The sequence below is a fragment of the Marichromatium sp. AB32 genome, assembly GCF_003718675.1.
In the GTDB taxonomy this organism is placed as follows: domain Bacteria; phylum Pseudomonadota; class Gammaproteobacteria; order Chromatiales; family Chromatiaceae; genus Marichromatium; species Marichromatium gracile.
This window is the reverse complement of the sequence record NZ_RHFJ01000009.1, coordinates 23971-49172: the sequence shown is the minus strand read 5'-3', so window position 1 is coordinate 49172 and position 25202 is coordinate 23971. Positions and strand designations below refer to the sequence as shown.

General features: G+C 68.4%; 22 protein-coding genes. 14 read left to right on the top strand and 8 right to left on the bottom strand.

All coding sequences use genetic code 11. The features are described 5' to 3' along the window. Positions 1–30 precede the first annotated feature (30 nt). The 3 genes from EBL85_RS04780 to EBL85_RS04770 all read left to right on the top strand — a co-directional run bounded on the left by EBL85_RS04780 (position 31) and on the right by EBL85_RS04770 (position 5633). Positions 31–2247, top strand: coding sequence for a bifunctional (p)ppGpp synthetase/guanosine-3',5'-bis(diphosphate) 3'-pyrophosphohydrolase (locus EBL85_RS04780; RefSeq protein WP_123142305.1), 2217 nt, complete (start codon positions 31–33; stop codon positions 2245–2247). Next, the gene (locus tag EBL85_RS04775; protein ID WP_190288037.1) at positions 2237–3322 is read left to right on the top strand and encodes a phosphotransferase enzyme family protein; all 1086 of its coding nucleotides are present in this window, start codon (positions 2237–2239) and stop codon (positions 3320–3322) included. Before EBL85_RS04780 ends, EBL85_RS04775 begins: the two co-directional genes overlap by 11 nt. 127 nt (positions 3323–3449) lie before the next feature. After that, positions 3450–5633, top strand: coding sequence for a diguanylate cyclase (locus tag EBL85_RS04770; RefSeq protein ID WP_123139223.1), 2184 nt, complete (start codon positions 3450–3452; stop codon positions 5631–5633). Position 5634: 1 nt separating this feature from the next. Here the strand turns inward: EBL85_RS04770 and EBL85_RS04765 are convergent, their stop codons facing one another. Continuing rightward, complete coding sequence (locus EBL85_RS04765) at positions 5635–6702, bottom strand: endonuclease (RefSeq protein ID WP_223806065.1); 1068 nt, start codon at positions 6700–6702, stop codon at positions 5635–5637. 156 nt (positions 6703–6858) lie between these two features. Between EBL85_RS04765 and EBL85_RS17545 the strand changes: the two genes are divergently transcribed. The 4 genes from EBL85_RS17545 (at position 6859) to sdhB (ending at position 10390) form a co-directional block, all read left to right on the top strand. Beyond that, positions 6859–6984: a hypothetical protein gene (locus tag EBL85_RS17545; protein ID WP_255419372.1), complete on the top strand. Its 126-nt coding sequence runs from the start codon at positions 6859–6861 to the stop codon at positions 6982–6984. A 114-nt stretch (positions 6985–7098) separates the two neighbouring features. Continuing rightward, positions 7099–7731, top strand: coding sequence for a succinate dehydrogenase (locus EBL85_RS04760; RefSeq protein ID WP_123142302.1), 633 nt, complete (start codon positions 7099–7101; stop codon positions 7729–7731). Continuing rightward, the gene (sdhA, locus tag EBL85_RS04755; RefSeq protein ID WP_123142301.1) at positions 7728–9611 is read left to right on the top strand and encodes a succinate dehydrogenase (quinone) flavoprotein subunit; all 1884 of its coding nucleotides are present in this window, start codon (positions 7728–7730) and stop codon (positions 9609–9611) included. The genes EBL85_RS04760 and sdhA overlap by 4 nt, the downstream gene beginning before the upstream one ends. A gap of 17 nt (positions 9612–9628) precedes the next feature. Further along, a complete protein-coding gene (sdhB, locus tag EBL85_RS04750) occupies positions 9629–10390 on the top strand; it encodes a succinate dehydrogenase iron-sulfur subunit (protein WP_123142300.1) in 762 nt (253 codons plus the stop codon). Between the two features lie 26 nt (positions 10391–10416). Here the strand turns inward: sdhB and EBL85_RS04745 are convergent, their stop codons facing one another. The 3 genes from EBL85_RS04745 to EBL85_RS04735 all read right to left on the bottom strand — a co-directional run bounded on the left by EBL85_RS04745 (position 10417) and on the right by EBL85_RS04735 (position 11826). Continuing rightward, positions 10417–10893 (bottom strand): bacteriohemerythrin, encoded by a 477-nt coding sequence (locus EBL85_RS04745; RefSeq protein WP_123142299.1) that lies wholly within the window; start codon positions 10891–10893, stop codon positions 10417–10419. 186 nt (positions 10894–11079) lie between these two features. Continuing rightward, positions 11080–11520 (bottom strand): hypothetical protein, encoded by a 441-nt coding sequence (locus tag EBL85_RS04740; RefSeq protein ID WP_123139218.1) that lies wholly within the window; start codon positions 11518–11520, stop codon positions 11080–11082. Positions 11521–11523: 3 nt separating this feature from the next. Further along, positions 11524–11826 (bottom strand): hypothetical protein, encoded by a 303-nt coding sequence (locus EBL85_RS04735; RefSeq protein WP_123139217.1) that lies wholly within the window; start codon positions 11824–11826, stop codon positions 11524–11526. A gap of 1129 nt (positions 11827–12955) precedes the next feature. Between EBL85_RS04735 and EBL85_RS04730 the strand changes: the two genes are divergently transcribed. Next, positions 12956–13555, top strand: a complete 600-nt coding sequence (locus tag EBL85_RS04730; RefSeq protein WP_123142298.1) for a histidine phosphatase family protein — start codon at positions 12956–12958, stop codon at positions 13553–13555. A 129-nt stretch (positions 13556–13684) separates the two neighbouring features. Here the strand turns inward: EBL85_RS04730 and EBL85_RS04725 are convergent, their stop codons facing one another. Continuing rightward, complete coding sequence (locus tag EBL85_RS04725; protein ID WP_123142297.1) at positions 13685–15892, bottom strand: primosomal protein N'; 2208 nt, start codon at positions 15890–15892, stop codon at positions 13685–13687. 636 nt (positions 15893–16528) lie between these two features. On the opposite strand from EBL85_RS04725, the gene EBL85_RS04720 reads away from it, so the two are divergent. From EBL85_RS04720 to EBL85_RS04710, 3 genes are all read left to right on the top strand, one after another. Beyond that, positions 16529–17134: an HNH endonuclease gene (locus tag EBL85_RS04720; RefSeq protein WP_123139214.1), complete on the top strand. Its 606-nt coding sequence runs from the start codon at positions 16529–16531 to the stop codon at positions 17132–17134. Then, entirely contained in the window at positions 17131–18012 is an 882-nt protein-coding gene (locus EBL85_RS04715) for a fructosamine kinase family protein (protein WP_123139213.1), read from the top strand. The genes EBL85_RS04720 and EBL85_RS04715 overlap by 4 nt, the downstream gene beginning before the upstream one ends. 91 nt (positions 18013–18103) lie before the next feature. After that, positions 18104–18643 carry a histidine phosphatase family protein gene (locus tag EBL85_RS04710; protein WP_123139212.1) on the top strand — a complete coding sequence of 180 codons (540 nt, stop codon included), beginning with the start codon at positions 18104–18106 and terminating at the stop codon, positions 18641–18643. On the opposite strand, the gene feoB is transcribed toward EBL85_RS04710, so the two are convergent. Together feoB and EBL85_RS04700 are read right to left on the bottom strand one after the other, a co-directional pair. After that, positions 18615–20966, bottom strand: coding sequence for a Fe(2+) transporter permease subunit FeoB (gene feoB, locus EBL85_RS04705; protein ID WP_123139211.1), 2352 nt, complete (start codon positions 20964–20966; stop codon positions 18615–18617). The genes EBL85_RS04710 and feoB overlap by 29 nt on opposite strands. A 45-nt stretch (positions 20967–21011) precedes the next feature. Beyond that, positions 21012–21281, bottom strand: a complete 270-nt coding sequence (locus EBL85_RS04700) for a ferrous iron transport protein A (RefSeq protein ID WP_123142296.1) — start codon at positions 21279–21281, stop codon at positions 21012–21014. Positions 21282–21648: 367 nt separating this feature from the next. Here EBL85_RS04700 and EBL85_RS04695 point away from each other — a divergent pair, with 367 nt between their 5' ends. Continuing rightward, a complete protein-coding gene (locus tag EBL85_RS04695) occupies positions 21649–22623 on the top strand; it encodes a L,D-transpeptidase family protein (RefSeq protein WP_123139209.1) in 975 nt (324 codons plus the stop codon). On the opposite strand, the gene EBL85_RS04690 is transcribed toward EBL85_RS04695, so the two are convergent. Beyond that, a complete protein-coding gene (locus EBL85_RS04690) occupies positions 22602–22799 on the bottom strand; it encodes an alanine-zipper protein (RefSeq protein WP_005221977.1) in 198 nt (65 codons plus the stop codon). The two genes, EBL85_RS04695 and EBL85_RS04690, sit on opposite strands and share 22 nt — an antisense overlap. Positions 22800–23170: 371 nt before the next feature. Here EBL85_RS04690 and EBL85_RS04685 point away from each other — a divergent pair, with 371 nt between their 5' ends. Continuing rightward, entirely contained in the window at positions 23171–23752 is a 582-nt protein-coding gene (locus EBL85_RS04685; protein WP_123139208.1) for a chorismate pyruvate-lyase family protein, read from the top strand. Between the two features lie 751 nt (positions 23753–24503). After that, positions 24504–25172 (top strand): cation transporter, encoded by a 669-nt coding sequence (locus EBL85_RS04680; RefSeq protein WP_123142295.1) that lies wholly within the window; start codon positions 24504–24506, stop codon positions 25170–25172. Positions 25173–25202 lie beyond the last annotated feature (30 nt).

The window sequence follows — 25202 nt, the reverse complement described above, 5'->3', positions numbered from 1 at the left end:
CAAGACGACGGAAGACGACAACCGAAGACGATGGTCAGACCCACCTACAACCTGCCCGCCGACCGCGGCGACGACGAACACGCGATCCGCCACTGGCTCGAGAGCCTCGAGGGGCGCTATCAGCCCGCCGGCCTCGAGGCCGTCGCCGGCGCCTGCGCGATGCTCACCCGCATCCACGGCGATCAGCGCATCGAGACCGGCGAGACCCGGGTGCGTCACCTGCTCTCCACCGCCGACATCCTGGTCGGCCTGGAGATGGACGACGAGACCCTGGTGGCGGCGCTGCTCAACGGCAGCCTGGAGGCGCAGGCCACCAGCCTCGCCGACATCGAGCAACGCTTCGGCGCCAATGTCGCGCGCATGGTCGACGACCTGTCGCGGATCGGGCAGCTGGCCAATGTCGATGCCATCATCGCCGCCAAGGACCAGTCGCAGCACGAGGAGAACCTGCGCCGCCTGCTGCTCGGCATCGCCGAGGACGTGCGCGTGGTGCTGGTGGTGCTCGCCGAGCGGGTGCATCTGATGCGCGCGATCAAGGACCTCGAAATCCGCCGTCGCACCCGCATTGCGCGCGACACCGAGCGCGTCTATGCACCGCTGGCCAACCGCCTCGGGGTGTGGCAGCTCAAGTGGGAGCTCGAGGACCTCAGCCTGCGCTATCTCCAGCCCGAGGAGTACAAGCGCATCGCCCGGCTGCTGGCCGAGCGGCGCGAGGAGCGCGAGCACTACATCGCCTCGGTGATGGAGGTCCTCAGCGAGAAGTTCGCCAACAGTGGCATCAGCGCCGAGATCACCGGCCGACCCAAGCACATCTACAGCATCTGGAAGAAGATGCGCCGCAAGGGCGTCGACATCGAGGAGATCTTCGACCTGCGCGCGGTGCGCATCATGGTCGAGACCGTCGCCGACTGCTATGCCGCGCTCGGTATCGTCCACGGGCTCTGGCGCCACATCCCCAAGGAGTTCGACGACTACATCGCCACCCCCAAGGGCAACATGTATCAGTCGTTGCACACCGCGGTGATCGGCCCCGGCGACAAGTCGCTGGAGGTGCAGATCCGCACCTATGAGATGCATCGCCACGCCGAGTTCGGCGTCGCCGCGCACTGGGCCTACAAGGAGGCCAAGGGCCACGACGCGGCCTTCCAGCGTCGCCTGGTATGGATGCGCAACTGGCTCGAACTCAAGGGCGAGCTGGAGGACCCCGGCGAGGTGCTCGAACGCTTCCGCCAGGAGTTCGAGCCGGTGCACATCTATGTGCTCACCCCGCACGCCAAGGTCATCGAGCTGCCCAAGGGAGCGACCCCGCTCGACTTCGCCTACGCCATCCACTCCGAGGTCGGCAACCGTTGCCGGGGGGCGCGCGTCAACGGTCGCATCGTGCCGCTGCACCAGCGGCTCGAGAGCGGCGACACCGTCGAGATCCTCACCCAGAAGAACGCCACCCCCAGCCGCGACTGGCTCAGCCCCCACCACGGCTACCTGACCACGGCGCGCGCGCGCAACCGGGTGCGCCAGTGGTTCAAGCAACAGGACCTGGAGCAGCACGCCCACGAGGGCCGGGGCCTGCTCGAGCGCGAGATCGCCCGTCTGGGGATCGTCGAGAAGCCCCAGCTCGAGGCGCTCGCCGAGCGCTTCAACTTCAAGCGCGGCGAGGATCTGCTGGCCGCCATCGGGCGCGGCGACGTGCCGGTCGGCCAGGTCGCGCGCCAGGTCGGCGAGCCACGCGCCGAGCACAGCAAGGAGTCCGAACACAAGCCGCGTCATCACCCCCAGCGCCAGCGCAGCGAGCCGAGCAGCGCGGTGGTGGTCGAGGGCGTCGATGACCTGATGACGCAGATGGCGCAGTGCTGCAAACCGGTCCCGCACGACCCGATCATCGGTTTCGTCACCCGCGGTCGCGGCGTCACCATCCACCGGCGCGACTGCAGCAACGTCCGCCATCTGCCCCCGGACGAGGCCGAACGGCTGATCTCGGTGCGCTGGGCCGATGCCCCGGTCGAGGCCAGCTACCCGGTCGATCTGCTGGTGATCGCCGCCGATCGCAAGGGGCTGTTGCGCGACGTCTCCTCGGTGTTCGTCGACGACGACCTCGACGTGCTCGGTGTCGAGACCCACTCCGAGCGCACCACCGACACCGCCTCGATGCGCTTCACCATCGAGGTCCGCGACCAGGAGCAGCTCGGCCGGGTGCTGGTCAGGCTGCGCCAGCTCCCCGATGTGCTCGAGGTGCGTCGTGCCGACTGAACCGGTGCGGCTGCACGCGCTGCTCGCCGGTTTCGCCCTCGCCGGCGATCCCGACCGCGCCGCGATCACCCCGCTCGGCGGCGGTCTGATCAACGACAGCTTCGCGGTGCGGCTCGATGAGCGGCGTTACGTGCTGCAACGGATCAATGCCCGGGTCTTTCCCGACCCGGCGCGGGTGATCGCCAACCAGGCCGCGCTCGCCGCGGTCTGGGACGCCCCCGGGCTCGACATCCCGGCCCCCCTGCCAACTCGTGACGGCGGCTTCGCCCTCCACGACGACAGCGGCGCGTGCTGGCGACTGACCCGCTTCATCGCCCCCAGCCGCAGTCTTGCCCGACTCGATCATCCCGCCCAGGCCAGGGCGGTGGGCGAGGCGCTCGGGCGCTTCCATCGCACCCTCGCCCGGCACGCCCCACTGCCGCTGCAGACCGCCCTGCCCGGCTTCCACGACACCCCGGCCTACCTCGCCGGGTTACGACGACTCGACACCCCGACGGCGCGGCGCGATCCGACGCTCGCCGAGTCGCTCGACTTCGTCGCGCAGCGCGCCCCGCTCGCCGCGACGCTCGCCACCGCCCGCGCCGAGGGGCGGATCGGCGAGCACGTCGTCCACGGCGACCCCAAGCTCGACAACCTGCTGTTCTCGACCGATGCGACCCGGGTGGTGGCGCTGATCGACCTCGATACCGTCCAGCCCGGGCTGATCCACCACGACCTCGGCGACTGTCTGCGCTCGTGCTGCAACCGCGCCGGTGAGGGCGGCGCGAGCGCCCGCTTCGACCTCGCCCTCGCCGCCGCCATCCTCGGCGGCTATGCCGCCGCGACCGACGGACTGCTCGATGCCGAGGAGCGCGCACTGATCCCGCAGGCGCTCCGGCTGGTCCCCTTCGAGCTGGGGATACGCTTCCTCACCGACCACCTCCAGGGCGACCGCTACTTCCGCGTGCGCCGTCATGGCGACAACCTGCGCAAGGCGCGCGTCCAGTTCGCCCTGGTCGCCGACCTCGAGCGCCAGACCGACGAGATCGAGACACTGGTCGAACACTGCTTCGCCGAGGCGACCAGCGTCGCTTGAATCGCCCTCGCGACCGGCTAACCTGAGAGCATCCACCCAAGCCCTCCAGTCATGCGCGAGACGCACCGCCCGCCGTCATCCGGAGACACGACGAACGCGCGGTGTGCTCCCTCGCCAGGCGATCATCATGCCTCGTCGCCCAGGCCACAGCAGCGAACCAGACAGCACCAACCACGGCCCTGCCGCCACGGACAGCAGCAACAGTCTCGAGGCGCAGTGCATGCAGCCGGCCGGCGCCTGGCTGAGGCTCTCGGTCGACGCCGACGGACGCTGGACGCTCTGCCGGCTCTCGCCACCGGACACCAGCGCCCCGAGCCGGGATGGCGACGCGCGCTGGATCGAGGCGGTCATCACCGAGGATCGCGCCGCCCTGCTGCAGCGGCTCGACGGAGCGGGCGGTGGGCGCCAGCCCTGGCAGCAGGATTGTCGTATCCGCGACAGCGCCGGCGCGCTGCGCTGGATCCGGCTCAACGCCCACCCCGGCGCCAACGGCGAGGACTGGGATCTCATCATCACCGAGATCACCGACCTCAAGACCCGCGAGCAACGCCTCCGGTTGAGCGAGACCCGTTATCGCGCCATCGTCGGATTACAGAGCGACCTGGTCTGTCGCTTCCTCCCGGACAACACCATCACCTTCGCCAACGAGGCCTACTGCACCTTCTTCGGATACAGTCGTGCCGAGTTGATCGGCAGAAGCTTCATGACCCTGGTGCCGCAGGAGGAACACGCCCTCGTCGACTCGATGATGAGCCGCTGCAACGCCGACAATCCGGCGATGATCAGCGAGCACTGGGTGGTGCGCGCCGACGGCGAGCGGCGCTGGGTGCAGTGGGTCGACCAGGCCATCTTCGACGCCGGCGGACAGCTGATCGAGATCCAGTCGGTCGGGCGCGACACCACCGAACAGCGCCGCCTCGAGCAGCGCGAGCGGCTGCGCAACCGGGTGCTCGAGCAACTCGTCGCCGGCGCCCCGCTGAGGGCGGTGCTCGAGGTCATCGTCGAGGGCTTCGAACAGGAGAGTTCCGGGCGCTGCAGCATCCTCGAACTCGACCGTGACAGCAAACGTCTCTATACCGCCGCGGCACCGAGCCTGCCACCCGATTACAACCGGGCGATCGACGGGCTCGCGATCGGCCCAGGCATCGGCTCCTGCGGCAGCGCCGCGGCGACCGGCGAGCGGGTAGTGGTCGAGGACATCGCCACCCACCCCTACTGGCGGCCATTTCGTGCGCTGGCGCGACAGGCGGGGGTCGCCGCCTGCTGGTCGGAGCCGATCCGCGCCTCGGACGGACATATCCTCGGCACCTTCGCCATCTATCACGACCACCCTCAGGGGCCCGACAGAGAGGATCTGGAACGCATCGAGCTGGCCACCAATCTCGCCAGCATCGCCATCGAGCGCACCCGCGCCAGCGAGGCGCTACGCATCAGCGAGGAGCGTCTGTCACTGGTGCTGCGCGGTACCGAGGACGGCTGGTGGGACTGGGATCTGAGCAGCGACCGGGTGTCCTACTCGACGCGTTGGTGGGAGATGCTCGGCTATGACGAGGGGGCGCTGGAGACCAACCGCTATCTGTGGCAGCTGCTGATCCACCCCGAGGACCAGGCACGGGTCCAGCAGGTCTTCGATCAGGCCTTCAACGGCACCACCAACGCCTACTCGGTCGAGTTCAGACTGCTGCACCGCGACGGTCACTATGTCCCCGTGCTCTCGCGCGGTTTCATCCAGCGCGATGCCGACGAACACCCGATCCGGGTCGCCGGCGCCAATACCGACCTGACCGAGCGCAAGCGTCTCGAGCAACGACTGCGCGAACTCGCCGAGACCGACGACCTCACCGGCCTGCCCAACCGTCGGCGTTTCTTCGCCGAACTGCAGCGCGAACTCGATCGTATCCGCCGTCACGAAACCCCGGCGGCGGTCCTGATGCTCGATCTCGATCACTTCAAGCGGATCAATGACCACCACGGACACGGCGGCGGCGATGCGGTGCTGCGCGCCTTCACCGAGGTGCTGCGCGCCGAGCTGCGCAGCACCGACTGCGCGGGGCGGCTCGGCGGCGAGGAATTCGCCGTGCTGGTGCCGGGCAGTGATCTCACCGCGGCCTGTCATTTCGCCGAGCGGCTCAGACGTCACGTCGCCGCACTGCGGGTGGAGCACAAGGAGGCGCTCATCACCGTGCGGGTGAGCATCGGCTGCACCCAGATCCGCCACGACGACGACGGCCCCGACGGTATCCTCGCGCGCGCCGACGAGGCGCTCTACCGCGCCAAGCGCAACGGGCGCGATCGCGTCGAGCGCGCCTGAGTCAGAGCCGCCGATAGCTGCTGATATAGGGGTTCTCGCGCCCCTGGATGCGCGCGATCCGGCGCGAGCGCTCGCGCTCCCAGGCATCCGGCGGGTCGGCGTTGTTCCAGGCGGTGTAGAGCTGCTCGTCCTGACGACTCAACCGCAACCCGTAGGTATCGCGCATGTAGAACATGGTACGCGCGATGTCGCCGCGCACCCGCGTCGGCGGCTCCACCCGGCGATGCTCGGCGTCGATACGGATCTCGCAGGTGCCGTAACGCTCCCCGCCACTGACCATCCCCCAGTTGAAGTCCGAACGCTCGCCGTTGATCTGCCCCACCGCCGGGTAGAGGTTGTAGAGATCATTGTGCGCGGCCTCGAACACCGGATCGACGCGCTCGCAGCAGGCCCGCCCGGAGAGCTGGCGGCCACTGCTGGTACGACACTCGGCGAAGCGCTCGGGCTCGCGCCAGCACTGGCGGAAGTTGCCGAACTGCGCGGCCGGGAAGACGTGCTCGGCCTCGACCCGGCGCGCCCGGCGACTGCCGGCCAGGGCATCGAGCCCGCAACTGCCGAGCTCGACCTGGGCCTCGGTGTCATAGCGACAGCCGCAGTAGAAGGTCTCGCGATGATCGGCATAGATGTCCTCGTAGAGCCAGCGCTTGGCGGTCGAGAAGCTGCCGGCGACCCGCGGCAGGCTGTCGAGCGCCGGCGGCGCGGGCACCGCCGCCGACTCCGGCCACCAGGCCGGCGGCTCTACCGGCAGACGGTCGACGAGGGCGAGCAGCTGATCGGCGGTCGAGCCGGCGACCACCGCCACCAGCCCACCGGCCCAGCTGCCGGCGTCGGCGACCAGGCCGACGGCGAGCTCGCGGATGTCGACGGTGATCGCCACCGCCTCGCGGGCATGTTCGGGCAACCGCTCGACCCAGGACTGGGGCAGCAGCGAGACGGCGAACACCAGAGCCGTGGCGAGCAGCAGCGTCCGCGCACGGCCACTGAGGCGTCTGAACCGGGCGAGGATCGAGGACCAAGGCGTGGATGAGCGGGTACGGGAGCGGGACCTGGATACGCGACGACGGGACATGGTACAGCACGACAAGAATGGGTACGGAACTGTAACAGATCCGCGCAACCCAAGGGCAAGAGCACCCCGGGCGTTGCCATTCGCGCCCGGCGTCGCCATCTGAGGCCAACCAACACAAACGGGGTTCGCCCCCCACTGCGCTCAAGGAGATCAACGATGGAAGGCAGCTCGCTCGCCGCGCTCGAACTGACACTGTTCCTCGGTCTGGTCGGCTGGCTGGTCTATACCCAGTACCGCAGCCGCAACCGCGACGACCGCAACGACGACGACAAACAGGGCTGAGTGTCGCCGCGCGGACCCGCCCCGGGTCGCGCGCACCGCGACTGAGCCTGATCAACCCCGCAACCGGCCCATCGCGTTATCTTCTGGACTCGGATGCCAACCACGGGCCGCACGATGACCGCCTCCATCGGAAACCGCCATTTCGTGCTGCGCCGGCTGCACTCGCTGCTGGGGCTGCTCCCGGTGGGCGCCTTCCTGATCTTCCATCTGTGGGAGAACTCGCAGTCGCGCTTCGGCGCCGAGCACTACAACCGCGAGGTGTTCGAGGCGCTCCAGGGGTTGAACTATCTGGTGCCGATCGAACTCCTGGTGATCGCGCTGCCGCTGCTGCTGCACGCGGTGATCGGGCTGGCGATCACCCGCGAGATGCGCGCCGAGCCCATCCGCTACCGCTATGCACGCAACTGGGCCTATTGGCTGCAGCGTCTCTCCGGGGTGGTGATCCTCCTCTTCCTCCTCCTCCATGTCGGCATGACCCGCATCCAGGGGCTGTGGACGCCGGCGATCCGCGACGATCTCTACGGCCACATGCAGACCCTGCTCTCCAACCCCGGGTTCTTCGCCCTCTATCTCGTCGGGCTGCTCGCCTCGGTGTTCCACCTCGCCAACGGCCTGTCGACCATGGCCATCGTCTGGGGACTGACCACCTCGGCGGCGGCGCAACGGCGCTTCGCCTGGGCCTGCGCCGGGTTCGGGGTGCTGCTCGCCGCGCTCGGGGTGCACGGCATGCTGGGGTTCCTGTCATGAGCGCACCGGGAGCGATCGTCGTCGGCGGCGGGCTCGGCGGGCTGTGGGCGAGCCTGCGTCTGGCCGAGGCCGGGTTCCCGGTACGGCTGTTCTCGCTGTTCGAGGTCAAGCGCAGCCACTCGGTGTGCGCCCAGGGCGGGATCAACGCGGTGCTCGACACCAAGGGCGAGCGCGACTCGATCGAGCAGCACATCCTCGACACCATCAAGGGCGGCGAGTACCTCGCCAATCAGCCGCCGATCAAGAGTCTGTGCGAGCAGGCCCCAGGGCTGATCGGCACCTTCGCGCGCATGGGCGTGACCTTTTCGCGCACCCCCGAGGGCGGGCTCGACCTGCGTCTGTTCGGCGGCGTCAAGCATCGGCGTACCTGCTTCGCCGGCGCCAGTACCGGCCAGCAACTGCTCTACGGCGTCGACCAGCAGGTGCGCCGGCTCGAGAGTCTGGGACGGGTGGAGAAGTTCGAGTGGTGGGAGTTCCTGTCACTGCTCATCGACGCCGACGGGCGCTGTCGCGGCATCCTCGCGATGGACCTGCGCAGCCTCGAGGTGCGCGCCTTCCCCGCCGAGACCGTGGTGCTCGCCAGCGGCGGCTTCGGCCAGCTCTACGCGCCCAAGACCACCACCTCGACCAACTCCACCGGCGCCGCCGCCAGCCGCGTCTATCAGCAGGGCGCCTGGTTCGCCAACGGCGAGTTCTTCCAGTTCCACCCGACGGCGATGCTCGGGCACGACAAGACCCGGCTGATGAGCGAGGCGGCCCGCGGCGAGGGCGGTCGGGTGTGGGTGCCGCGTACCCCGGGCGACCGCCGTGACCCGACCCGCATCCCCGAGCGCGAACGCTTCTACTTCCTCGAGGAGTTCTTCCCCGCCTACGGCAACACCGTGGCGCGCGACGAGGCCTCGCGCGCGATCTGGCGCGTCACCCGCGAACTCGGGCTGGGCATCGGCGGCGGCGACCGGGTCTATCTCGACCTCACCCATCTCGATCGGCGCTTCGTCGCCACCCGCCTCGGCGCCATCCTCGAGATCTATCGCAAGTTCGCCGGCAGCGACCCGCTCGACACCCCGATGGAGATCTTCCCCGCCGCCCACTACGGTATGGGCGGGCTGTGGGTCGACTTCGAGCGCGATGCCGACGGCGGCATGCGCCCGGGCAGCGCACGCAACCATGCCACCAATATCCCCGGGCTCTATGCCTGCGGCGAGTGCGACTACGCCTATCACGGCGCCAACCGACTCGGCGCCAACTCGCTGCTCTCGGCGAGCTTCTCCGGGCGGGTCGCGGGCGAGGCGGCGGCCAACTATCTGCGTGGGCTCGACCCGGCGCGACCGGCGCTGGCCGAGACGGTGATCGAAGCCGAGCGGCGCCGCCAGGAGACGATCAACCAGCGCCTGCTGGGCGCCGACGGCGAGGAAAACCCCTACACCCTGCACCAGGCGCTGGGGGCGTTGATGACCGAGCGCGTCGGGGTGGTGCGCGACAACGCCGGGCTGGAGCAGGCCCTCGACGAACTCGACCGGCTCGAGGCGCGACTGGCGCGGATCGGTCTCGGCGAGGCCAACCGCTGGGCCAACCAGACCCTGATCTTCACCCGCCAGCTCGCCGACATGATCGTGCTCGCCAAGGCGGTGACGGCCAGCGCCCTGGCCCGCGACGAGTGTCGCGGCGCCCATCACAAACCGGATTTCGAACTCCCCATCCCCGAGGGCAGCTTCCCGGGCGACCCCGAGTTCGAGGACTATCGCGCCCGCTGGCGCGAGAACAACACGCGCTGGCTCAAGACGACCCTGGCCGAGTACGCCGCGCCGCGCCCGCGCATCCACTACCAGGCGGTCGACCTCAGCGTCTGCCCGCCGAGCGAGCCGCGCGACTACCGCTGAGAGTGAGAGTCCCCGTCATGCGCGAAACACCCTCCACCATCGAGCTGCGTATCCGTCGTCAGGACGGCCCCGACACGCCGCCCTATTGGGAGACCTTCGTGCTGCCCCACGCGCCCGATCACAACGTGGTCTCGGTGCTGATGGCACTGCGCGAGCACCCGCTCACCCACGACGGGCGGCGGGTCGATCCGGTGTGCTGGGATCACAACTGCATGGAGGAGGTGTGCGGCTCCTGCGCGATGCTGATCAACGGGGTTCCGCGTCCGGCCTGCTCGGCGCTGATCGACCAGCTCGAACAGCCGATCGCGCTCGAACCGTTGCCCAAGTTCCCGGTGGTACGCGACCTGCTCGTCGATCGCAGCGCCATCGACGCCGGGCTACGCAAGGTCCACGCCTGGATCGAGATCGACGGCGCCTGGGACACCCACGAACCGCCGCCGCGCATCGCCCCGCAACAATGGGCCGCCGACTATCTCTACAGCCGCTGCATGAGTTGCGGCTGCTGCATGGCCGCCTGTCCGCAGTTCGGCGCCGGCGCGGACTTCGTCGGCCCGGCGCCGCTGGCGCAGGTGCGACTGATGAACGCCCATCCCACCGGGCGTCATGACAAGACCGAGCGGCTGCACGCGATCATGGCCGAGGGCGGGCTGAGCGACTGCGGCAACGCCCAAAACTGCGTACGGGTCTGCCCCAAGGCGATCCCGCTGACCACCGCGATCGGCGAACTCGGGCGTCAGACCACGATCCAGGCGCTCAAGGACCTGTTCGGGTCGTCCTGACCCGGTCCGGCATCCGTGCCGCGCGCTCACCCCAGCTGGAGATTCCGCGACGGCCTGGGGGCGACCGGGTCGTCACCGCCGCAGAGTTGAAAATAGGCGCGGGCGAACTCGCGATCGGCGCCGAGGATGTGCGCCAGCAACCACTCACGCACCGTCTCCTGGATCGCAGGCGTGAACACCTCCACCCCCTCGGCGCGCCACTCGCGCAGCAACGCGGTGTATTCGGCCATCATCAGGGCGTGCTCGCGCTGGTGCTCGGGCAGCTCATCGAAGCCGATCGCCCGCATGAACCGCTCCTCGTGCTGGAAGTGGGCGCGCGCCTGCTCGCCGAGCTCGGCGAGCGCCTCGATCAGGGCATGGGCCTCGCCGCTGCGTGTCGGCGTGGCCTCGGGACAGAACCTCAGGCAGAGGTCGGCGAGGCGCTCGATCAGCGCACGATGCTCCTGATCGATGACGTCGATGTTCAACGACCACTCCTCTCGCCACCTGGGTAGCTTGGACATAAGGGCCTCTCGTCATGATTGCGGACGCACCGCCGGCGCCCGAGCGGCACTGTGCGATCGCCATACCCTTGACCCGATGCGCGCCGACGACGGCGCACAGCCCCACAAACTGGACAACGAGACGATTCGAACGGGTCCCTTTGCGAGACTCTTGATTGGCGTGACGGGTCTGGCGTGGCACCAACCTCATGCACCGGGGAAGGGCAGCACGGGACAGCGGGTCGCGTGACCTCTGCCGGTCCCCCCGGCCAGGAGCAGCTTTCCCAGCTCCGCGATCAGACGGTGCTGGGTCTGCGCCATGTCCCTGCAATAATAGATAATTTCATAGCCAACGGGGTCGGTGAGCGAGCATCGGCCGGCCAGCGGCCGCCAGGCGACCCGGATGGGACGACCACCAGTCCCGCCACCCTCGTCGTAGCGGCTCTGGACGTCGACGAAGGCGATCTCGGCACGCTCGATCAGGACGAGATATTGCATGGAGCGGATCGGCAGCAGCACCCGATCCATACCGCTGTGCATGCGGCGCAGCTGCAGGGCGTTGTGCAGCGGCGCGGGCAGGGTCGTCGATTCACGCGCGATCACGGTCCCGGGCCGATAAAAGACGAAACCAGGCCCGGAACTGTCCATGTCTCAATCCTCCTCGAGCTGGTCCGGGTCCCAGCCGGCGGCACGCGCCCGGCTCACCGCGACCTCGTAGATCCGGGCATGACGCTCGCGCAGCTCCGCGGGCAGGTTGGAGACCAGATGCCCATAAGGCGCCCAGGCCGCGCTGACCTTGTCATAGAGGTCATCGATCCCCTGAACCGTCCAGCCCTCGCAGGTCTCCTCCTCGGGGATCAGGCCGAACACCCAGGCGTCGCGGATGATGTTGGCCGTCGGCGTCATCCCGCCCTGGAGTTCATTGTGGATACCGGCATAGCGTTTGACAGACATGGCGTGATCCCTTGCTGGATTGAGAATCGGTGGTCAGCGACGATTGAACCGCAAAGGGGCGCCAGTCGCCAGCGGCCAGCGGCCAGCGGCCAGCGGCCAGCGGCCAGCGGCCAGCGGCCAGGAGATTGAGCCGCAAAGACCCGAAGGACGCGAAGAAAGCGACCAACCTCCAGCAAACAGCCTCCGGTGTCGGTGTGCGGTCAACCGCGACGCGACGAGACAACCCTGCCCGCCTCGCTGGAGGCTGGCAGCTGGAAGCCTTTCTTCATCTTCGCGCTCTTGGCGCCTTGCGGCTCAATGAAGATGGAACCGCAAAGAGACAAAGGACGCGAAGAAAGCGACCAACCTCCAGCAAACAGCCTCCGGTGTCGGCGTACGGTCAACCGCGACGCGACGAGACAACCCTGCCCCCTTCGCTAGAGGCTGGCAGCTGGAAGCCTTTCTTCATCTTCGCGCTCTTGGCGCCTTGCGGCTCAATGAAGATGGAACCGCAAAGAGACAAAGGACGCGAAGAAAGCGACCAGCCTCCAGCAAACAGCCTCCGGTGTCGGTGTGCGGTCAACCGCGACGCGACGAGACAACCCTGCCCCCTCGCTGGAGGCTGGCAGCTGGAAGCCTTTCTTCATCTTCGCGCTCTTGGCGCCTTGCGGCTCAATGAAGATGGAACCGCAAAGAGACAAAGGACGCGAAGAAAGCGACCAGCCTCCAGCAAACAGCCCCCGGTGTCGGTGTGCGGTCAACCGCGACGCAACGAGACAACCCAGCCCCCTCGCTGGAGGCTGGCAGCTGGCGACTGAAGGCTAGGCGCTGATCGCCAATCCCACGATGGGCACGCTGCGCTTTGCCCATCCTACGTCGATGACGCCTGATGTTCGCGGCGACGGTGAGGAAAAACGCCCGCTGGCGGCTGGCGGCTGGCGGCTGGCGGCTGGCGGCTGGCGGCTGAAGGCTGGAAGCCTTTCCTCATCTTCGCGCGCTTGACGGCTCAATCGGCTGAGCGCTGTCAGGTGCCGAGCCGCCAGCCTTCGCCCCTGATGCCATCGCCATGGAGTCGAGCTAGAATTGAGGGCTTTTCCCGCGCGCCCGTTCACCAGCGGCGCGCCCGTCCGTTCCCGAGGAATCCCCAAGCGTGTCCGCAACTCTCATCGACCTGATCCGCCACGGCGAGCCCGTGGGCGGACGGCGCTACCGTGGCTGTGGCGTCGACGACCCCCTGTCCGAGACCGGCTGGCAGCAGATGCGCCACGCCGTCGGCGACGCCGCGCCCTGGACGCGGGTCCTGAGCTCGCCGCTGCAACGTTGTCAGGCCTTCGCCCGCGAACTCGCCGAGCATCATCGCCTGCCGCTGGAGATCGTCCCCGAGTTTGCCGAGGTCGGCATGGGTGCATGGGAAGGACGCGCCCATCACGAGATCGCCGTCAGCGAGCCCGAGCGTCATCGCGCCTACCGCAACGACCCGGTCGGCTGCCGCCCAGAAGGCGCCGAACCCCTGGAGGCCTTCCTCGACCGGGTCGTCAGCGCCTATCGCGCCCGGCTCGAACGCCACCCCGGCGAGCACCTGCTGATCGTCTGCCATTCGGGGACCACCCGCGCCATCCTCGGCGAGGTACTCGGACTCGGTCCGCACGACTGGTATCGCACCAAGACCGACTACGCCGGGATCACCCGTATCCGCCACGGCGCCAACGGCCCGGTGCTCGAATGCATGAACCGCCCCACCCTGCCCTGAGTCGCCAGCCGCCAGCCGCCAGCCGCCAGCCGCCAGCCAGCGAGGATAGGCGTCGCGCTTCATCTTGCGCGAGCAGGATCGAGGGAGCACTCCCACTGGAAGCTGGCGGCTGAAGGCTGACATCCCTTCCTAGACCATCTCCTGCGGGTCGACGTCGAGCGACCAGCGCACCCCCTTGATGCGACGCAGGGCACGCAGCGTCGGGGTCCAGTGGGCGAGGAAGTGTTGCAGCGCCGGACGCTGCGCGCACTGGACCAGCAGCTGGGCGCGATGGCGTCCGGCGCGACGCGACAATGGCGCCGGCACCGGACCGAGCAGCTCCACCTCGGACGAGCACAAGGGCTCGGCGTGTGCGCGCGCCGCGGCGAGGAAGGCGAGCGCGGCCTCCTGCTCCGGGGCCTCGGCGCGCAACAGCGCCAGATAGGTGAAGGGCGGCAACTGCGCCGCCTCGCGTTCGGCGAGCGCGGCGCGGGCGAAGCCGCCATAGCCCTCGCGCAGCAGCGACTGCAGCAGCGGGTGCTCGGGGTGGCGGGTCTGCAGCACCACCTCGCCGGCGCGCTCGGCCCGCCCGGCGCGACCGGCGACCTGGACGATCAGCTGGGCGGTGCGCTCCGGGGCACGAAAATCGCTGGCATAGAGGGCGTGATCGAGATCGATCACCCCGGCTAGGGTCACCCCGGGGAAGTCGTGCCCCTTGGCCAGCATCTGGGTGCCGAGCAGGATCTGCACCTCGCCGCGATGCACCGCGGCGAGCAACCGCGTCAGCTCGCCCTTGCGTCTGGTGCTGTCGCGGTCGATGCGCGCGATCCGCACACCGGGGAAGAGCTCGGTCAGCCCCTCCTCGAGCCGCTCGGTGCCGCGCCCGAGCATGCGCAGATCCGGCCCCCCGCACTGCGGACAGTCGCGCGGTACCGATTCGATCCGACCACAGTGATGACACCACAGCCGCCGCTCGCCCAGATGCAGGGTCATGCGCGCGTCGCAATCCGGGCAGACGCCGACCCAACCACAGCTGTGACAGGTCAGCACCGGGGCATAACCGCGGCGGTTGAGCAGCAGCAACACCTGACCGCCCGTCGCCAGGGCTGCGTGCATGCGCTCGCGCAGCACCGGCGAGAGCCCGGCGCGCAAGGGCTGGTTGCGGATGTCGAGCAGGTTGATGGTGGGCGGTCGCGCACCGCCGGCGCGGCGCGGCAGCGCCAGACGATGGTAGCGACCGGCGGTGACGTTGTGCAGGGTCTCGAGCGCCGGCGTGGCGGTGCCGAGCACCACCGGACAGCCGACGAGCTGGGCGCGGCGCACCGCCAGGTCGCGCGCCGAGTAGCGAAACCCCTCCTGCTGCTTGAGCGAGGGGTCGTGCTCCTCGTCGACCACGATCAGCGCCAGCCGCGGCAGCGGCACGAACACCGCCGAACGGGTACCGAGCACCACCGGCGCATCACCGCTGGCCGCCTGGTGCCAGGCGCGCTCGCGCTCGCCGGCGGCGAGCGCCGAGTGCAACACCGCCAGGGGCCCCGGCAGACGCGTACGGAAGCGCTCGCGCAGCTGCGGCGTGAGTCCGATCTCGGGGACCATCACCAACGCCTGGCCTCCGGCTGCCACCACCTCGGCGATGGCGCGGATATAGACCTCGGTCTTGCCGCTGCCGGTGATGCCGTCGAGCAGGAAGGGGCGGAAGCCGCCGAGCGCCTCGCTCACCGCCGCCAGCGCCGCGGCCTGTTCGGGGTTGAGCTCGGGGGCCGCCAGCACCGCAGACGAGTCCGCCGACGCCACCGCACCCGGCTCCAGCCGACAGGACTCGACCAACCCCTTGGCGCGCAGTGCGCGCAGCGCGCTGGTGATGCCGCCGAGCTCCTCCTCCAGGTTGCGCTGCGCGAGGCCCTCGGGTGACTCGAGCAGACGCGCGAGCAGCGCCTGCTGACGCGGCGCCCGTGCCAGCTCGGCGGGTGTCAGGGCCGCACCAGCGGCAGTGAGACGGATACCGGCGACACCACTCGCGAGCAGCGGACCGGACTCACGCAACCGCGCCGGCAGCGCGGTGAACAGGGCATCGCCGAGCGGGTGACGATAATAACGGGCGGCCCAGCGGATCAGCGTCAGATCGGCTGGCGCGAACAGCGGTCGCGGGTCGAGCGCGCGCTCGACGGACTTGAGCCGACTCGGGTCACAGCCACACTCGGCGGCGTACTCGACCAGGATGCCGACCCGACGTGAACGACCGAAGGGCACCAGCACCCGGGTCCCCGGCTCGGGCTGCCCCATCGCGCCGGGCAGATAGTCGAACAGTTCGTCGAGCGGACCGGGCAACGCCACCCGTGCGATCCTCGCCTCGGTCACGACACGACCTCGTCGACCGACTCGTCACCCTCATCGATCCGCGTCGCTCCGCAGCCCCGGCACCTGTGGATAAGTCTGGGGACAGACGGCGACGAGCGCCTATCAAACAGCATCACCACGGTGACCCGAGGGTTTTGAACAGATTTTGACCATCAAAAAAACTGTCTTAAAAATCATTGAGTTAAAAATCATTCGTGAATTTTACCGGAAATGAACTCAACCATATCATCAAGACCGACACCAGCCCGCCGCTCTGTGAATGAAGTCTTCTCCCGACGGCGCTAGTGAGCCGCCGCGATGGGTCGGAGAGCATCCCATGACACACTCATTGAGCAACCTCGGTGGCGCCATTCATCCCCAGCACGACAGACGTTTCAATGAGTGCGCACAACGCTCGAGCGCGCCCGAATCATTCGTCCGCCGTGGATCAACGGATGCTTGGCGTCGGCAACCATTCGGTCATCCAGAGGTCATTGAAGATGACCGTCTGTCGGCTCGTCTTCTGGATCCAGCCGGCAATCCACCCAGGAAGAGGTAAAACCTTGCTTGCAGAAAGGATAACGGTCTGCGCGCAATGACTTGCGCAGGACGATCAAGTCTGTATCATGCAGGCAAATTCCGAGCCGCATTCCCGCTATGTTGTCATTGAATCAACAGGTACTGCGAACGGATCTGGCAGGCATGCCACTCGAGTGGATCGACTATCGCGTCGCCGCCCGGCTCTATTATCTCGGGCAGGTCGCCTATGCCTGCGGCCACACCCTGTTCCGGCTCTACGGCGGGGTCAATGCGCATACCCGGTTGCGCAGTCAATTGGTGATCCACTCGATCATCGCCACCTACGGCAATCATCAGGCGATGGTCAAGCAGAAGGACGACTATGTGCCGCCGCTCTCCAATCGCACCCTGTTCCAGCGCGACGACCACATCTGTCTCTACTGCGGCCAGCGCTTCTCGACACGCCATCTCTCGCGCGACCATGTGCGCCCGACCAGCAAGGGCGGCGAGGACCACTGGAACAACGTCGTCACCGCCTGCATGCGCTGCAACAACATCAAGGCCGGGCGCTCGCCCGAGGACGCCGGCATGGAGCTGCTGGCGGTGCCCTTCACCCCCAATCATGCCGAGTACATCTATCTGATGGGCCGTCACGTCCTCGCCGATCAGATGGAGTTCCTGCGCGCCCACTTCCCACGCACCAGCCCGCTGCACCGACGCATCCTCACGCGAGGGACGCAGTGAGCCTGAGCCTGGAGCAGGCGCTGGCCGCGCGCATCGGCGCGGCCAGCGGCCAGCCCTTCCACCCCGAGCGCCGGCGCACCCTGCACGGCGGCTGCATCAATCATGCGCTGGTGCTCGAATCCGGCGCACGCGGTTATTTCGTCAAGCTCAACAGCCCGGAGCGACTGACGATGTTCGAGGCCGAGGCCGAGGGGCTCGAGACCCTGGCCGGAGCCGCGGCGATCCGCGTGCCGCGACCGATCTGCTGCGGTCTGGCCGAGGGGCACAGCTTCCTGGCGATGGAGTACCTCGCGCTCGACGGTCGGCTCGACCCGGTGCGCGCCGCCCACGGGCTGGCGGCGCTGCACCGCACCAGCGCCGAGCGCCACGGCTGGCATCGCGACAACACCATCGGCTCGACCCCGCAGCACAACGCACCCTGCGCCGACTGGGCCGAGTTCTGGCGCGAGCGACGACTGCGCCCGCAACTCGAGCTGGCCGCCGCCCAGGGGCACGGCGGCGCCCTGCAGCGCGCCGGCGAGCGCCTGCTGCTCGGGGTCGACGCCCTGCTCGATCACGCACCGACACCCTCGCTGCTGCACGGCGACCTCTGGGGCGGCAACATCGGCGCCACCGCAGACGGCGCCCCGGTGATCTTCGACCCCGCCGTCTATCACGGCGATCGCGAGACCGACCTGGCGATGACCGAGCTGTTCGGCGGCTTCGGTCCGGCGTTCCACGCCGCCTACCGCGAGGCCTGGCCGCTGGCGCCGGGCTATGCGGTACGCAAGACCCTCTACAACCTCTATCACGTGCTCAACCACCTCAACCTGTTCGGCGGCGGTTATCGCCAGCAGGCCCAGGGGATGATCGAGCAGCTGCTCGCCGAGCTGGGCTGAACGGTCGACGCTTGCGCACACCCTCTGTCGTCGAGATGACGACTGTGTTAAAAGTGCGCCCAAGTCACCGCAGTCTGGCCTGGACCCCGGCTTGAACTATCAAGACGCCTTCCGTACCCCGCGCGAATTGCTGATCCTGCGTCACGCCAAGTCCGACTGGGACGCCGGCGCCGCCACCGACTTCGCCCGCCCCCTGGCCAAGCGCGGACGACGCGACGCGCCGCGGATCGGCGCCTGGCTCTATCGCGAGGGACTGGTCCCCGATCAGGTCCTCAGCTCGCCGGCCGAGCGCGCCCGCCAGACCGCGATCATGGTCTGCAAGCGGCTCGACTTCGACAAGCGTCGCATCCTCTGGCAACCGGGCCTCTACGAGGCCGACCTGCCCGCCCTGCTCGAGATCCTCGCACAGTGTCCGCAAGCGGCCGCTACGGTGCTGCTGGTCGGCCACAACCCCGGCCTCGAGCAGCTGCTCCAGTATCTCGCCGGAGATGATCTCGAGCCGCCGGAACACGGCAAGCTGCTGCCCACCGCGGCACTCGTCCGGCTGGAGATGCCGGCGGATTGGACGCGGCTCGAACCCGGCTGCGCCAATCTGCTCGCGCTCACCCGGCCGCGTCAGCTCGCCGACTGATCTCCGGCCTCCCCGCCCAACGTCGCAGCCCCAGCAACACCGCCACCAGCGCCGTCAGACCGCCGCCGATCCACAGCCCGGCACCGAGCGGATCGCGGGCGAAGGTCGCGGCCTGATAGAAGATCACCGCGACCAGATAGGCGACGCCGGTGGTCCAGGCGGCGACGAAGACTGCCCAGCGCGCCCCGGCCTCGCGCACGATGGCGCCGATGGTGGCGACGCAGGGGAAGTAGAGCAGCACGAACAGCAGATAGGCGAAGGCCCCGGCCTGGCCGTCGAAGCGCTCGATCATGGCCCCGAAGGTCGCATCCCGCACCCCCTGAACGGCGGCCGCCTCGGCGCTGTCGGCCAGCTCGCCGACGTCGAGCCCGAGCGGGTCGAGCACCCGCGCACCGAGCGCGCCGAGGTTGTCGCCGATGCTGGCCACCGCCTCGCCGAGCCGGGCGCCGAGCGCGAAGGTATCATCGTCCGCCGCCGCCGCGGCGCCCTCCTCCTCGGCGAGCCGGCCATAGAGCGAGTCGAGGGTGCCGACGATCACCTCCTTGGCGAGCACCCCGGAGATCACCCCGAGCACCGCCGGCCAGTTGTCCTCCTCGATCCCCAGCGGCGCGAACAACGGGGTGGCGGCGCGGCTGGCGGCGGCGAGCACCGACTGGTCGCTGTCCTCGTTGCCGAGGCTGCCGTCGCTGCCGACGCTCGAGAGCAGGTTGAGCGCCAGCACCATCAGCACGATCACCTTGCCCGCCCCGCGCAGGAACAGCCGCACCCGGTCCCAGGTACGCAGCGCCACGCCACGCAGGGTCGGCAGGTGGTAGGGCGGCAGCTCCATCAGCAGCCCGGCACTCTCGCCGCGCAGCAGGCTGTGCTTCATCGCCAGCCCGCTGAGCACCGCCGCGGCGATACCGACGAGATAGAGCGCGAACACCAGGTTCTGCCCCGAGTGCGGGAAGAAGGCGGCGGCGAACAGCGCATAGACCGGCAGCCGCGCACCGCACGACATGAAGGGGTTCATCAGGATGGTGAGCTTGCGCTCGCGCTCGTGCTCCAGGGTGCGGGTGGCCATCACCGCCGGGACGTTGCAGCCGAAGCCGACGATCAACGGTACGAAGGCCTTGCCGGGCAGCCCGATCGAGCGCATGAAGCGATCCATGACGAAGGCCGCGCGCGCCATGTAGCCCGAGTCCTCGAGGATCGAGAGCACGATGTAGAGACTGGCGATGATGGGGATGAAGGTGCCGACCACCTGCAACCCGCCGCCGATGCCCTGGGCGAGTACCAGTTCGAGCCAGCCCGGGGCGCCGAGCGCGCCGAGCAGCGCGGCGGTACCGTCGACGAAGAGTGCACCGCCGGCGAGATCGAAGAAGTCGATGAAAGCACCACCGACGTTCATGGTGAACATGAACATCAGATAGATCATCAACAGGAACAAAGGGATACCGAAGGCGCGGCTGAGCACCACCCGGTCGATGCGATCGGAGAGGTTGCGTGCCGCCGCGCCGCGCGCGCGCGACACCCGCTGCGCCAGGGCGTGGGCATGGCCGAAGCGGGTGTCGGCGATGTGCAGATCGGCCTCGTCGCCGACGCGTTCGGCGATCTCGGCGCGTGCCTGCGCAGCGAGTGCGCGCGCCTCGGGCGTGGCGGCATGTTCGGCATCGGGGTCGGACTCGAGCAGCTTGAGTGCGAGCCAGCGGGCGTTGGCGCGCGGCTGCGCCGGGTCACAGGTCGCCGCCAGACGCTCGATCGCCTCCTCGACGCAGTCACCCTGGGCGAGTGCGTGTCCACCCGGTTCACGCCCCTCGGCCACCGCCAGCACCCGCGCCTGCAGCTCGGTGAGCCCCTCGCGGGTGACCGCCACCACCGGCACCACCGGACAGCCGAGCGCGGCGGCGAGCGCGGCGACATCGATCTCCACCCCGCGCTTGCGCGCCACGTCCATCATGTTGAGCGCGACCACCAGGTCGACGCCCATCTCCAGGAGCTGTACGGTGAGATAGAGATGACGCTCGAGGTTGGCGGCATCGATCACGTTGACGATCAGCCCGGCCTCGCGCGCGAGCAGATAGTCGCGGGTGACCCGCTCGTCGAGCGAGCTGGCATCGAGCGAATAGATCCCCGGCAGGTCGATCACCCGCAACCGCCGACCATCGAGTTCGAGCGCACCCTCCTTGCGCTCGACCGTCACCCCGGGCCAGTTGCCGGTGGTCTGGCGGATCCCGGTCAGGGCATTGAACAGCGCCGACTTGCCGCAGTTGGGGTTGCCGGCCAGGGCAAGGGTCAGCGGGGCCGGACGTTGATCATCGAGAGGGGTAAGGGTCGCCGTCATCGCTTCGATCCTGGTGTTGGGGCTCGCGGGGTGTTGATCGCGCGCTCAGTCGAGGTCGTTGTCGTTGCGGGCCTCGGGGTCGACACACACCCGCACCTTCTCGGCCACCCCGAAGCCCATGGCGATCCGACCACCGCCGGTGGCGAGCACCAGTCCCTGCCCGCGGCGCTGTACCACGCTGAGCTGGCTGCCCTGGCGCAGCCCGAGTGCGAGCAGACGGCGGGTCAGGTGACGTCCACCCTGGATCTCGACGATACGTGCCGGGGTGTCGTGCTGGAGTTCGGACAGGGGGATGGGCGATACGGTATGCGACATGGCTGATGGGTCTGGACCGATAACGAGGGGCGGCTGCGACTGCGAATCAATCGAGCCGGGTCGATCATCGAAGCATAACCCGAACCGTGCCTGCGCCGCAGTCACGCCGACGCCACCGCCCTGGGGAACCCGGGGCGCAACGGGCTGATCGGAGGGATCAATCGGCCGGCGACGGGCGCGGCGGACAACGCATGCTCGAAAACCCGCCCCGGACGATCCATGTTGATGAACAGGCGAGCGCCGCGACCGGGCCGGTCGCGCCGGGATGCCGCTTGCGGGAGCAGGCGAACTGGCAGAGGATGCGCCACCCCGGCCCCAGCGAGTCGGGCGTTCAACACTCGATCGAGGTTTCTTTGGGCGGATACAGATGCAGACACAGGTCTTGATGAAACGGGGATTCACCAACGCTCGTCGCACACTGGCGGCCAGTCTCGCCGGCGCCCTGGCGCTGACCATCGCCGGGGCCGGACACGCCGAGACCTATCGGCTCGAACACCCGGGCGACAGCGTCATCGGCTTCCCGTTCTATTTCACCACCCGCGCCGACGACACCCTGCTCGATGTCGCCCGCCAGAACAACCAGGGCTTCGAAGACATGCGCAGCGCCAACCCCGAGGTCGACATGTGGGTCCCGGGCGCGGGCACCGAGGTGATGGTACCGACCTTCTACGTGCTGCCCGATGCGCCGCGCCAGGGCATCGTCATCAACCGCCCCGAGAAGCGGCTCTATTTCTATCCCCCGGACGACCCGGAAGAGGTCCGCTCCTACGCCATCAGCGTCGGTCGCGAGGGCATGGACACACCGCTGGGCGGCTTCACCATCATCGAGAAGAAGCGCGACCCGAGCTGGACTCCGGGCCCCAATGTGCGCGCCGCCCACGCCGCCTATGGCGACATCCTGCCGGCGGTGGTGCCGCCCGGACCGGACAACCCGCTGGGACAGTTCGCGATGCGGCTGAGCAACCCGGAGTACCTGATCCACGGCACCAGCAAGCCCTGGGGGCTGGGGATGGAGGTCAGCGCCGGCTGTATCCGGCTCTACCCGGAGGGGATCGAGGAGCTGTTCTCGCTGACCGAGCTGCGCACCCAGGTCACCATCGTCGACCAGCCCTACAAGTTCGGCTGGCGCGGCGACGATCTCTATCTGGAGGTGCACGTCAATCGCGAGGGCAAGCGGGTCACGGCCCGCGAGGCGGTCCCGACTGCGCTCGCCGAGGCCGAGGGGGTGGAGATCGACTGGCGCGAGGTGCAGCGCGCCATCGACGAGAACACCGGTGTCCCACGGGCCGTGGGACACCGGACGCACTCAGATCAAGCGCCTTACTTGCCCATGATCTTCTGATACATGCGATCCAGGCGCTCGGTGTTGGCGTTGCAGCACGCCTGAGCGCTGTTGGCGGTGTCGAGCGCCTGCTGCGCCATGTCGCGAGCGGTCTGGTCGGTCGCGCAACCGCCGAGCAGCGATGCGCCAAGGAGAGCAGCGAGGGACAGGGAAGCGAGCTTGACGGTCTTGGTCATTGGTAATGTCTCCATTGATCGGCTCAAGGCCTTTGTTGGTATAACACATTTACCCGGGACTGACCTCCGCGCGCGGACCGGCCAGTCCCGAGGCCGGGGCTGGCCGAGTTGGCGAAGTGGTCTCTGACCCTTAAGGTCCAGTGTGCCGGCCCCGGTCCCACCATTCCAGAGAGGCGACCGGACGCCGTGCTCTGAGAGTGCGTCAAGCATGACTCAACATCAAGCCCATCACGGCCAAGTTCTGCTATTTTTCTCCGCCACCGCCGTGGCCGGCGACCACAGACCATCCAACCGATCAAGGCAAGCATCCATGTCCGCATCCCCCCTCCCCCTCACCGCCCGCCCGTGGCGCGCGTGCTGAGGCCCCGTCCATGCACCGCTATTACGGACTCCCCGACCAGGGCCCGGCACAATCGACCTTCCGCTGCGACGGCTTCCTGCGCAACGGTCAGCTGCGCGCGCCGAACGGCGCCAGCCTCGCGCTCGCCGCACTGCCCCCCTTCCTGCGCGCCCTGCTGGTTACCGACGGTACCGTCACCAAGATCCTCGAGGCCTACTTCTGGGAACCGGTGACGGTCGACACCGTCGAGCAACGCTTCGAGCACGCCGCCGCCACGGTCCCCTGGGTCGAGGTCGCCGAGGGCGATCGCTGCCTGTTGCGCGACGCGCGGCTGCGCGGCGACGACAGCGGCCGCAGCTTCGCCGAGGCCTTCTCGCTGATCCGCACCGACCTGATCCCCGCCGACTTCCGCCAGCGCCTGATCGATCGCGAGATCGGTATCGGCGTGCTGATCCGCGACAGTGGACTGGAGAGCTATCGCGAGGTACTCGACGTCGGTCTGGTCCAGGACGGCGCCGAGCCGAGCGCGGTCTACCGCACCTACCGCATCATCATCGAGCGCCACCCGGTGATCCTGATCACCGAGTACTTCCCCCTCGCGCTCTATCGCTGAGCCGATACGCCCACCGCCACATGGCGACGGGCGTCGCGATGATGCGTGCCGCTCACCGGGCGACGTTTGCAAAGCCCTTGAACAAGTGTTTGAATGAATACACGTTCATGATCCTGCCGACGCTACGCAGATGGGGAGGTCAGGGCGTGGTCACGCACCACCCCGCCAACTCGCAAGCAGCCTAGAGCATACAGACATCGCCCCAGATCAATGCGGTCAGCCGCCCGCGCGACACGCGACGCGGTGATGGCTCGCACCCCGGGAAGCACTGGTGTGCTTCTCACGCGCTCCCCCCAGCACACCAGCCCGTGATCGGCGCCCCGAACACCGCCGATACCATCGGTGCCTGACACCGATGCCGTCTCCCGCCCCAGGGTGAGCGGTCGCCCGTGCGCGTCCGCATCATCATCGCCGACCGTCCTGTCGCGACCCGCGCCACCGCAACGCTGACGCCAGCACCCCCATCCGTCGAGCGCGCCCGGAAGGGCCGTGCCCGAGCGCGCCGATACGGCTCGACGACCATATCCAGCGCCCCCGGACAACCGGTGCCGGGGCCGCCTCACCGGCCTCCAGCGCCATCGCGCTGGAGGTCATCACCGTCAACACCACCGGATCATTGCATGGAGACAGCACCGCGCATCGCTCGCCCCACAGGCTCGCACCCTGACGTGTGCCGCACGGTTCCACACCCGGACCAGACCGGCGCGCGCTTCACCTATCAAACACGCATCATCTTTCTGTTGAGGTCATCATGTCCGCCCAGACTCGGAGAGAACGTCAGATCCTGATCTTCTCGATGTTGTCTACCCTCGCCTTTGCCATCATGGGAGTGATCTGGGGTCTCTGGATCAACTCGATGGTGGTCATCTTCGACGGCCTGTACTCCCTGATCGGCCTGTTCATGACCCTGGTGTCATTGCTCGCCCTCTACTACATCCATCGCCAGTCACGACTGCTCAACACCCAGGCCGCGGCCCGTATCGAGCATCGGGTGATCCTGTTCAAGGGTGCTGTCATCATCCTGCTCTGCACCCTGTCGCTGGTGCTCGCAGTGCGCGCCATCCTCGACGGTGGTCGCGACACCGACGGCGATCTCGCCATCCTCTTCGGCCTGATCAACGTGATCGGCTGTACCCTGAGCTGGTGGTACATCACCAAGCACCGCAAGCAGGGCGGCTCCGGGCTGATCAACGCCGAGGAGAAGCAGTGGCTGATGGACACCGTGATCAGCGGCGCGGTGATGTGCGGGTTCATCATCGCCAAGCTCACCGAGCTGACCCCGATGGCGCACCTCGCCCGCTACGCCGACCCGGTGATGGTGCTGGTCGCCTCGATCTGGTTCTTCGGCATCCCGCTGAAGATGGTCAGGCACTCGCTGCGTCAGCTCGCCGAACTCGAACGCGCGCCACAGCGCATCTGATCACGCACCATCGCCCGCCCCGTGCCGCGC

What these genes read in the sequence shown, in the direction of transcription:
- sdhB (WP_123142300.1), top strand. Translation starts at nt 9,629, where the DNA reads ATGCGCGAAACACCCTCCACCATCGAGCTGCGTATCCGTCGTCAGGAC.
- EBL85_RS04740 (WP_123139218.1), bottom strand. Translation starts at nt 11,520, where the DNA reads ATGGACAGTTCCGGGCCTGGTTTCGTCTTTTATCGGCCCGGGACCGTG.
- EBL85_RS04685 (WP_123139208.1), top strand. Translation starts at nt 23,171, where the DNA reads ATGCACCGCTATTACGGACTCCCCGACCAGGGCCCGGCACAATCGACC.
- EBL85_RS04765 (WP_223806065.1), bottom strand. Translation starts at nt 6,702, where the DNA reads ATGTCCCGTCGTCGCGTATCCAGGTCCCGCTCCCGTACCCGCTCATCC.
- EBL85_RS04695 (WP_123139209.1), top strand. Translation starts at nt 21,649, where the DNA reads ATGCAGACACAGGTCTTGATGAAACGGGGATTCACCAACGCTCGTCGC.
- EBL85_RS04680 (WP_123142295.1), top strand. Translation starts at nt 24,504, where the DNA reads ATGTCCGCCCAGACTCGGAGAGAACGTCAGATCCTGATCTTCTCGATG.
- EBL85_RS04760 (WP_123142302.1), top strand. Translation starts at nt 7,099, where the DNA reads ATGACCGCCTCCATCGGAAACCGCCATTTCGTGCTGCGCCGGCTGCAC.
- EBL85_RS04690 (WP_005221977.1), bottom strand. Translation starts at nt 22,799, where the DNA reads ATGACCAAGACCGTCAAGCTCGCTTCCCTGTCCCTCGCTGCTCTCCTT.
- EBL85_RS04735 (WP_123139217.1), bottom strand. Translation starts at nt 11,826, where the DNA reads ATGTCTGTCAAACGCTATGCCGGTATCCACAATGAACTCCAGGGCGGG.
- sdhA (WP_123142301.1), top strand. Translation starts at nt 7,728, where the DNA reads ATGAGCGCACCGGGAGCGATCGTCGTCGGCGGCGGGCTCGGCGGGCTG.
- EBL85_RS04745 (WP_123142299.1), bottom strand. Translation starts at nt 10,893, where the DNA reads ATGTCCAAGCTACCCAGGTGGCGAGAGGAGTGGTCGTTGAACATCGAC.
- EBL85_RS04700 (WP_123142296.1), bottom strand. Translation starts at nt 21,281, where the DNA reads ATGTCGCATACCGTATCGCCCATCCCCCTGTCCGAACTCCAGCACGAC.
- EBL85_RS04780 (WP_123142305.1), top strand. Translation starts at nt 31, where the DNA reads ATGGTCAGACCCACCTACAACCTGCCCGCCGACCGCGGCGACGACGAA.
- EBL85_RS04720 (WP_123139214.1), top strand. Translation starts at nt 16,529, where the DNA reads ATGTTGTCATTGAATCAACAGGTACTGCGAACGGATCTGGCAGGCATG.
- feoB (WP_123139211.1), bottom strand. Translation starts at nt 20,966, where the DNA reads ATGACGGCGACCCTTACCCCTCTCGATGATCAACGTCCGGCCCCGCTG.
- EBL85_RS17545 (WP_255419372.1), top strand. Translation starts at nt 6,859, where the DNA reads ATGGAAGGCAGCTCGCTCGCCGCGCTCGAACTGACACTGTTCCTCGGT.
- EBL85_RS04770 (WP_123139223.1), top strand. Translation starts at nt 3,450, where the DNA reads ATGCCTCGTCGCCCAGGCCACAGCAGCGAACCAGACAGCACCAACCAC.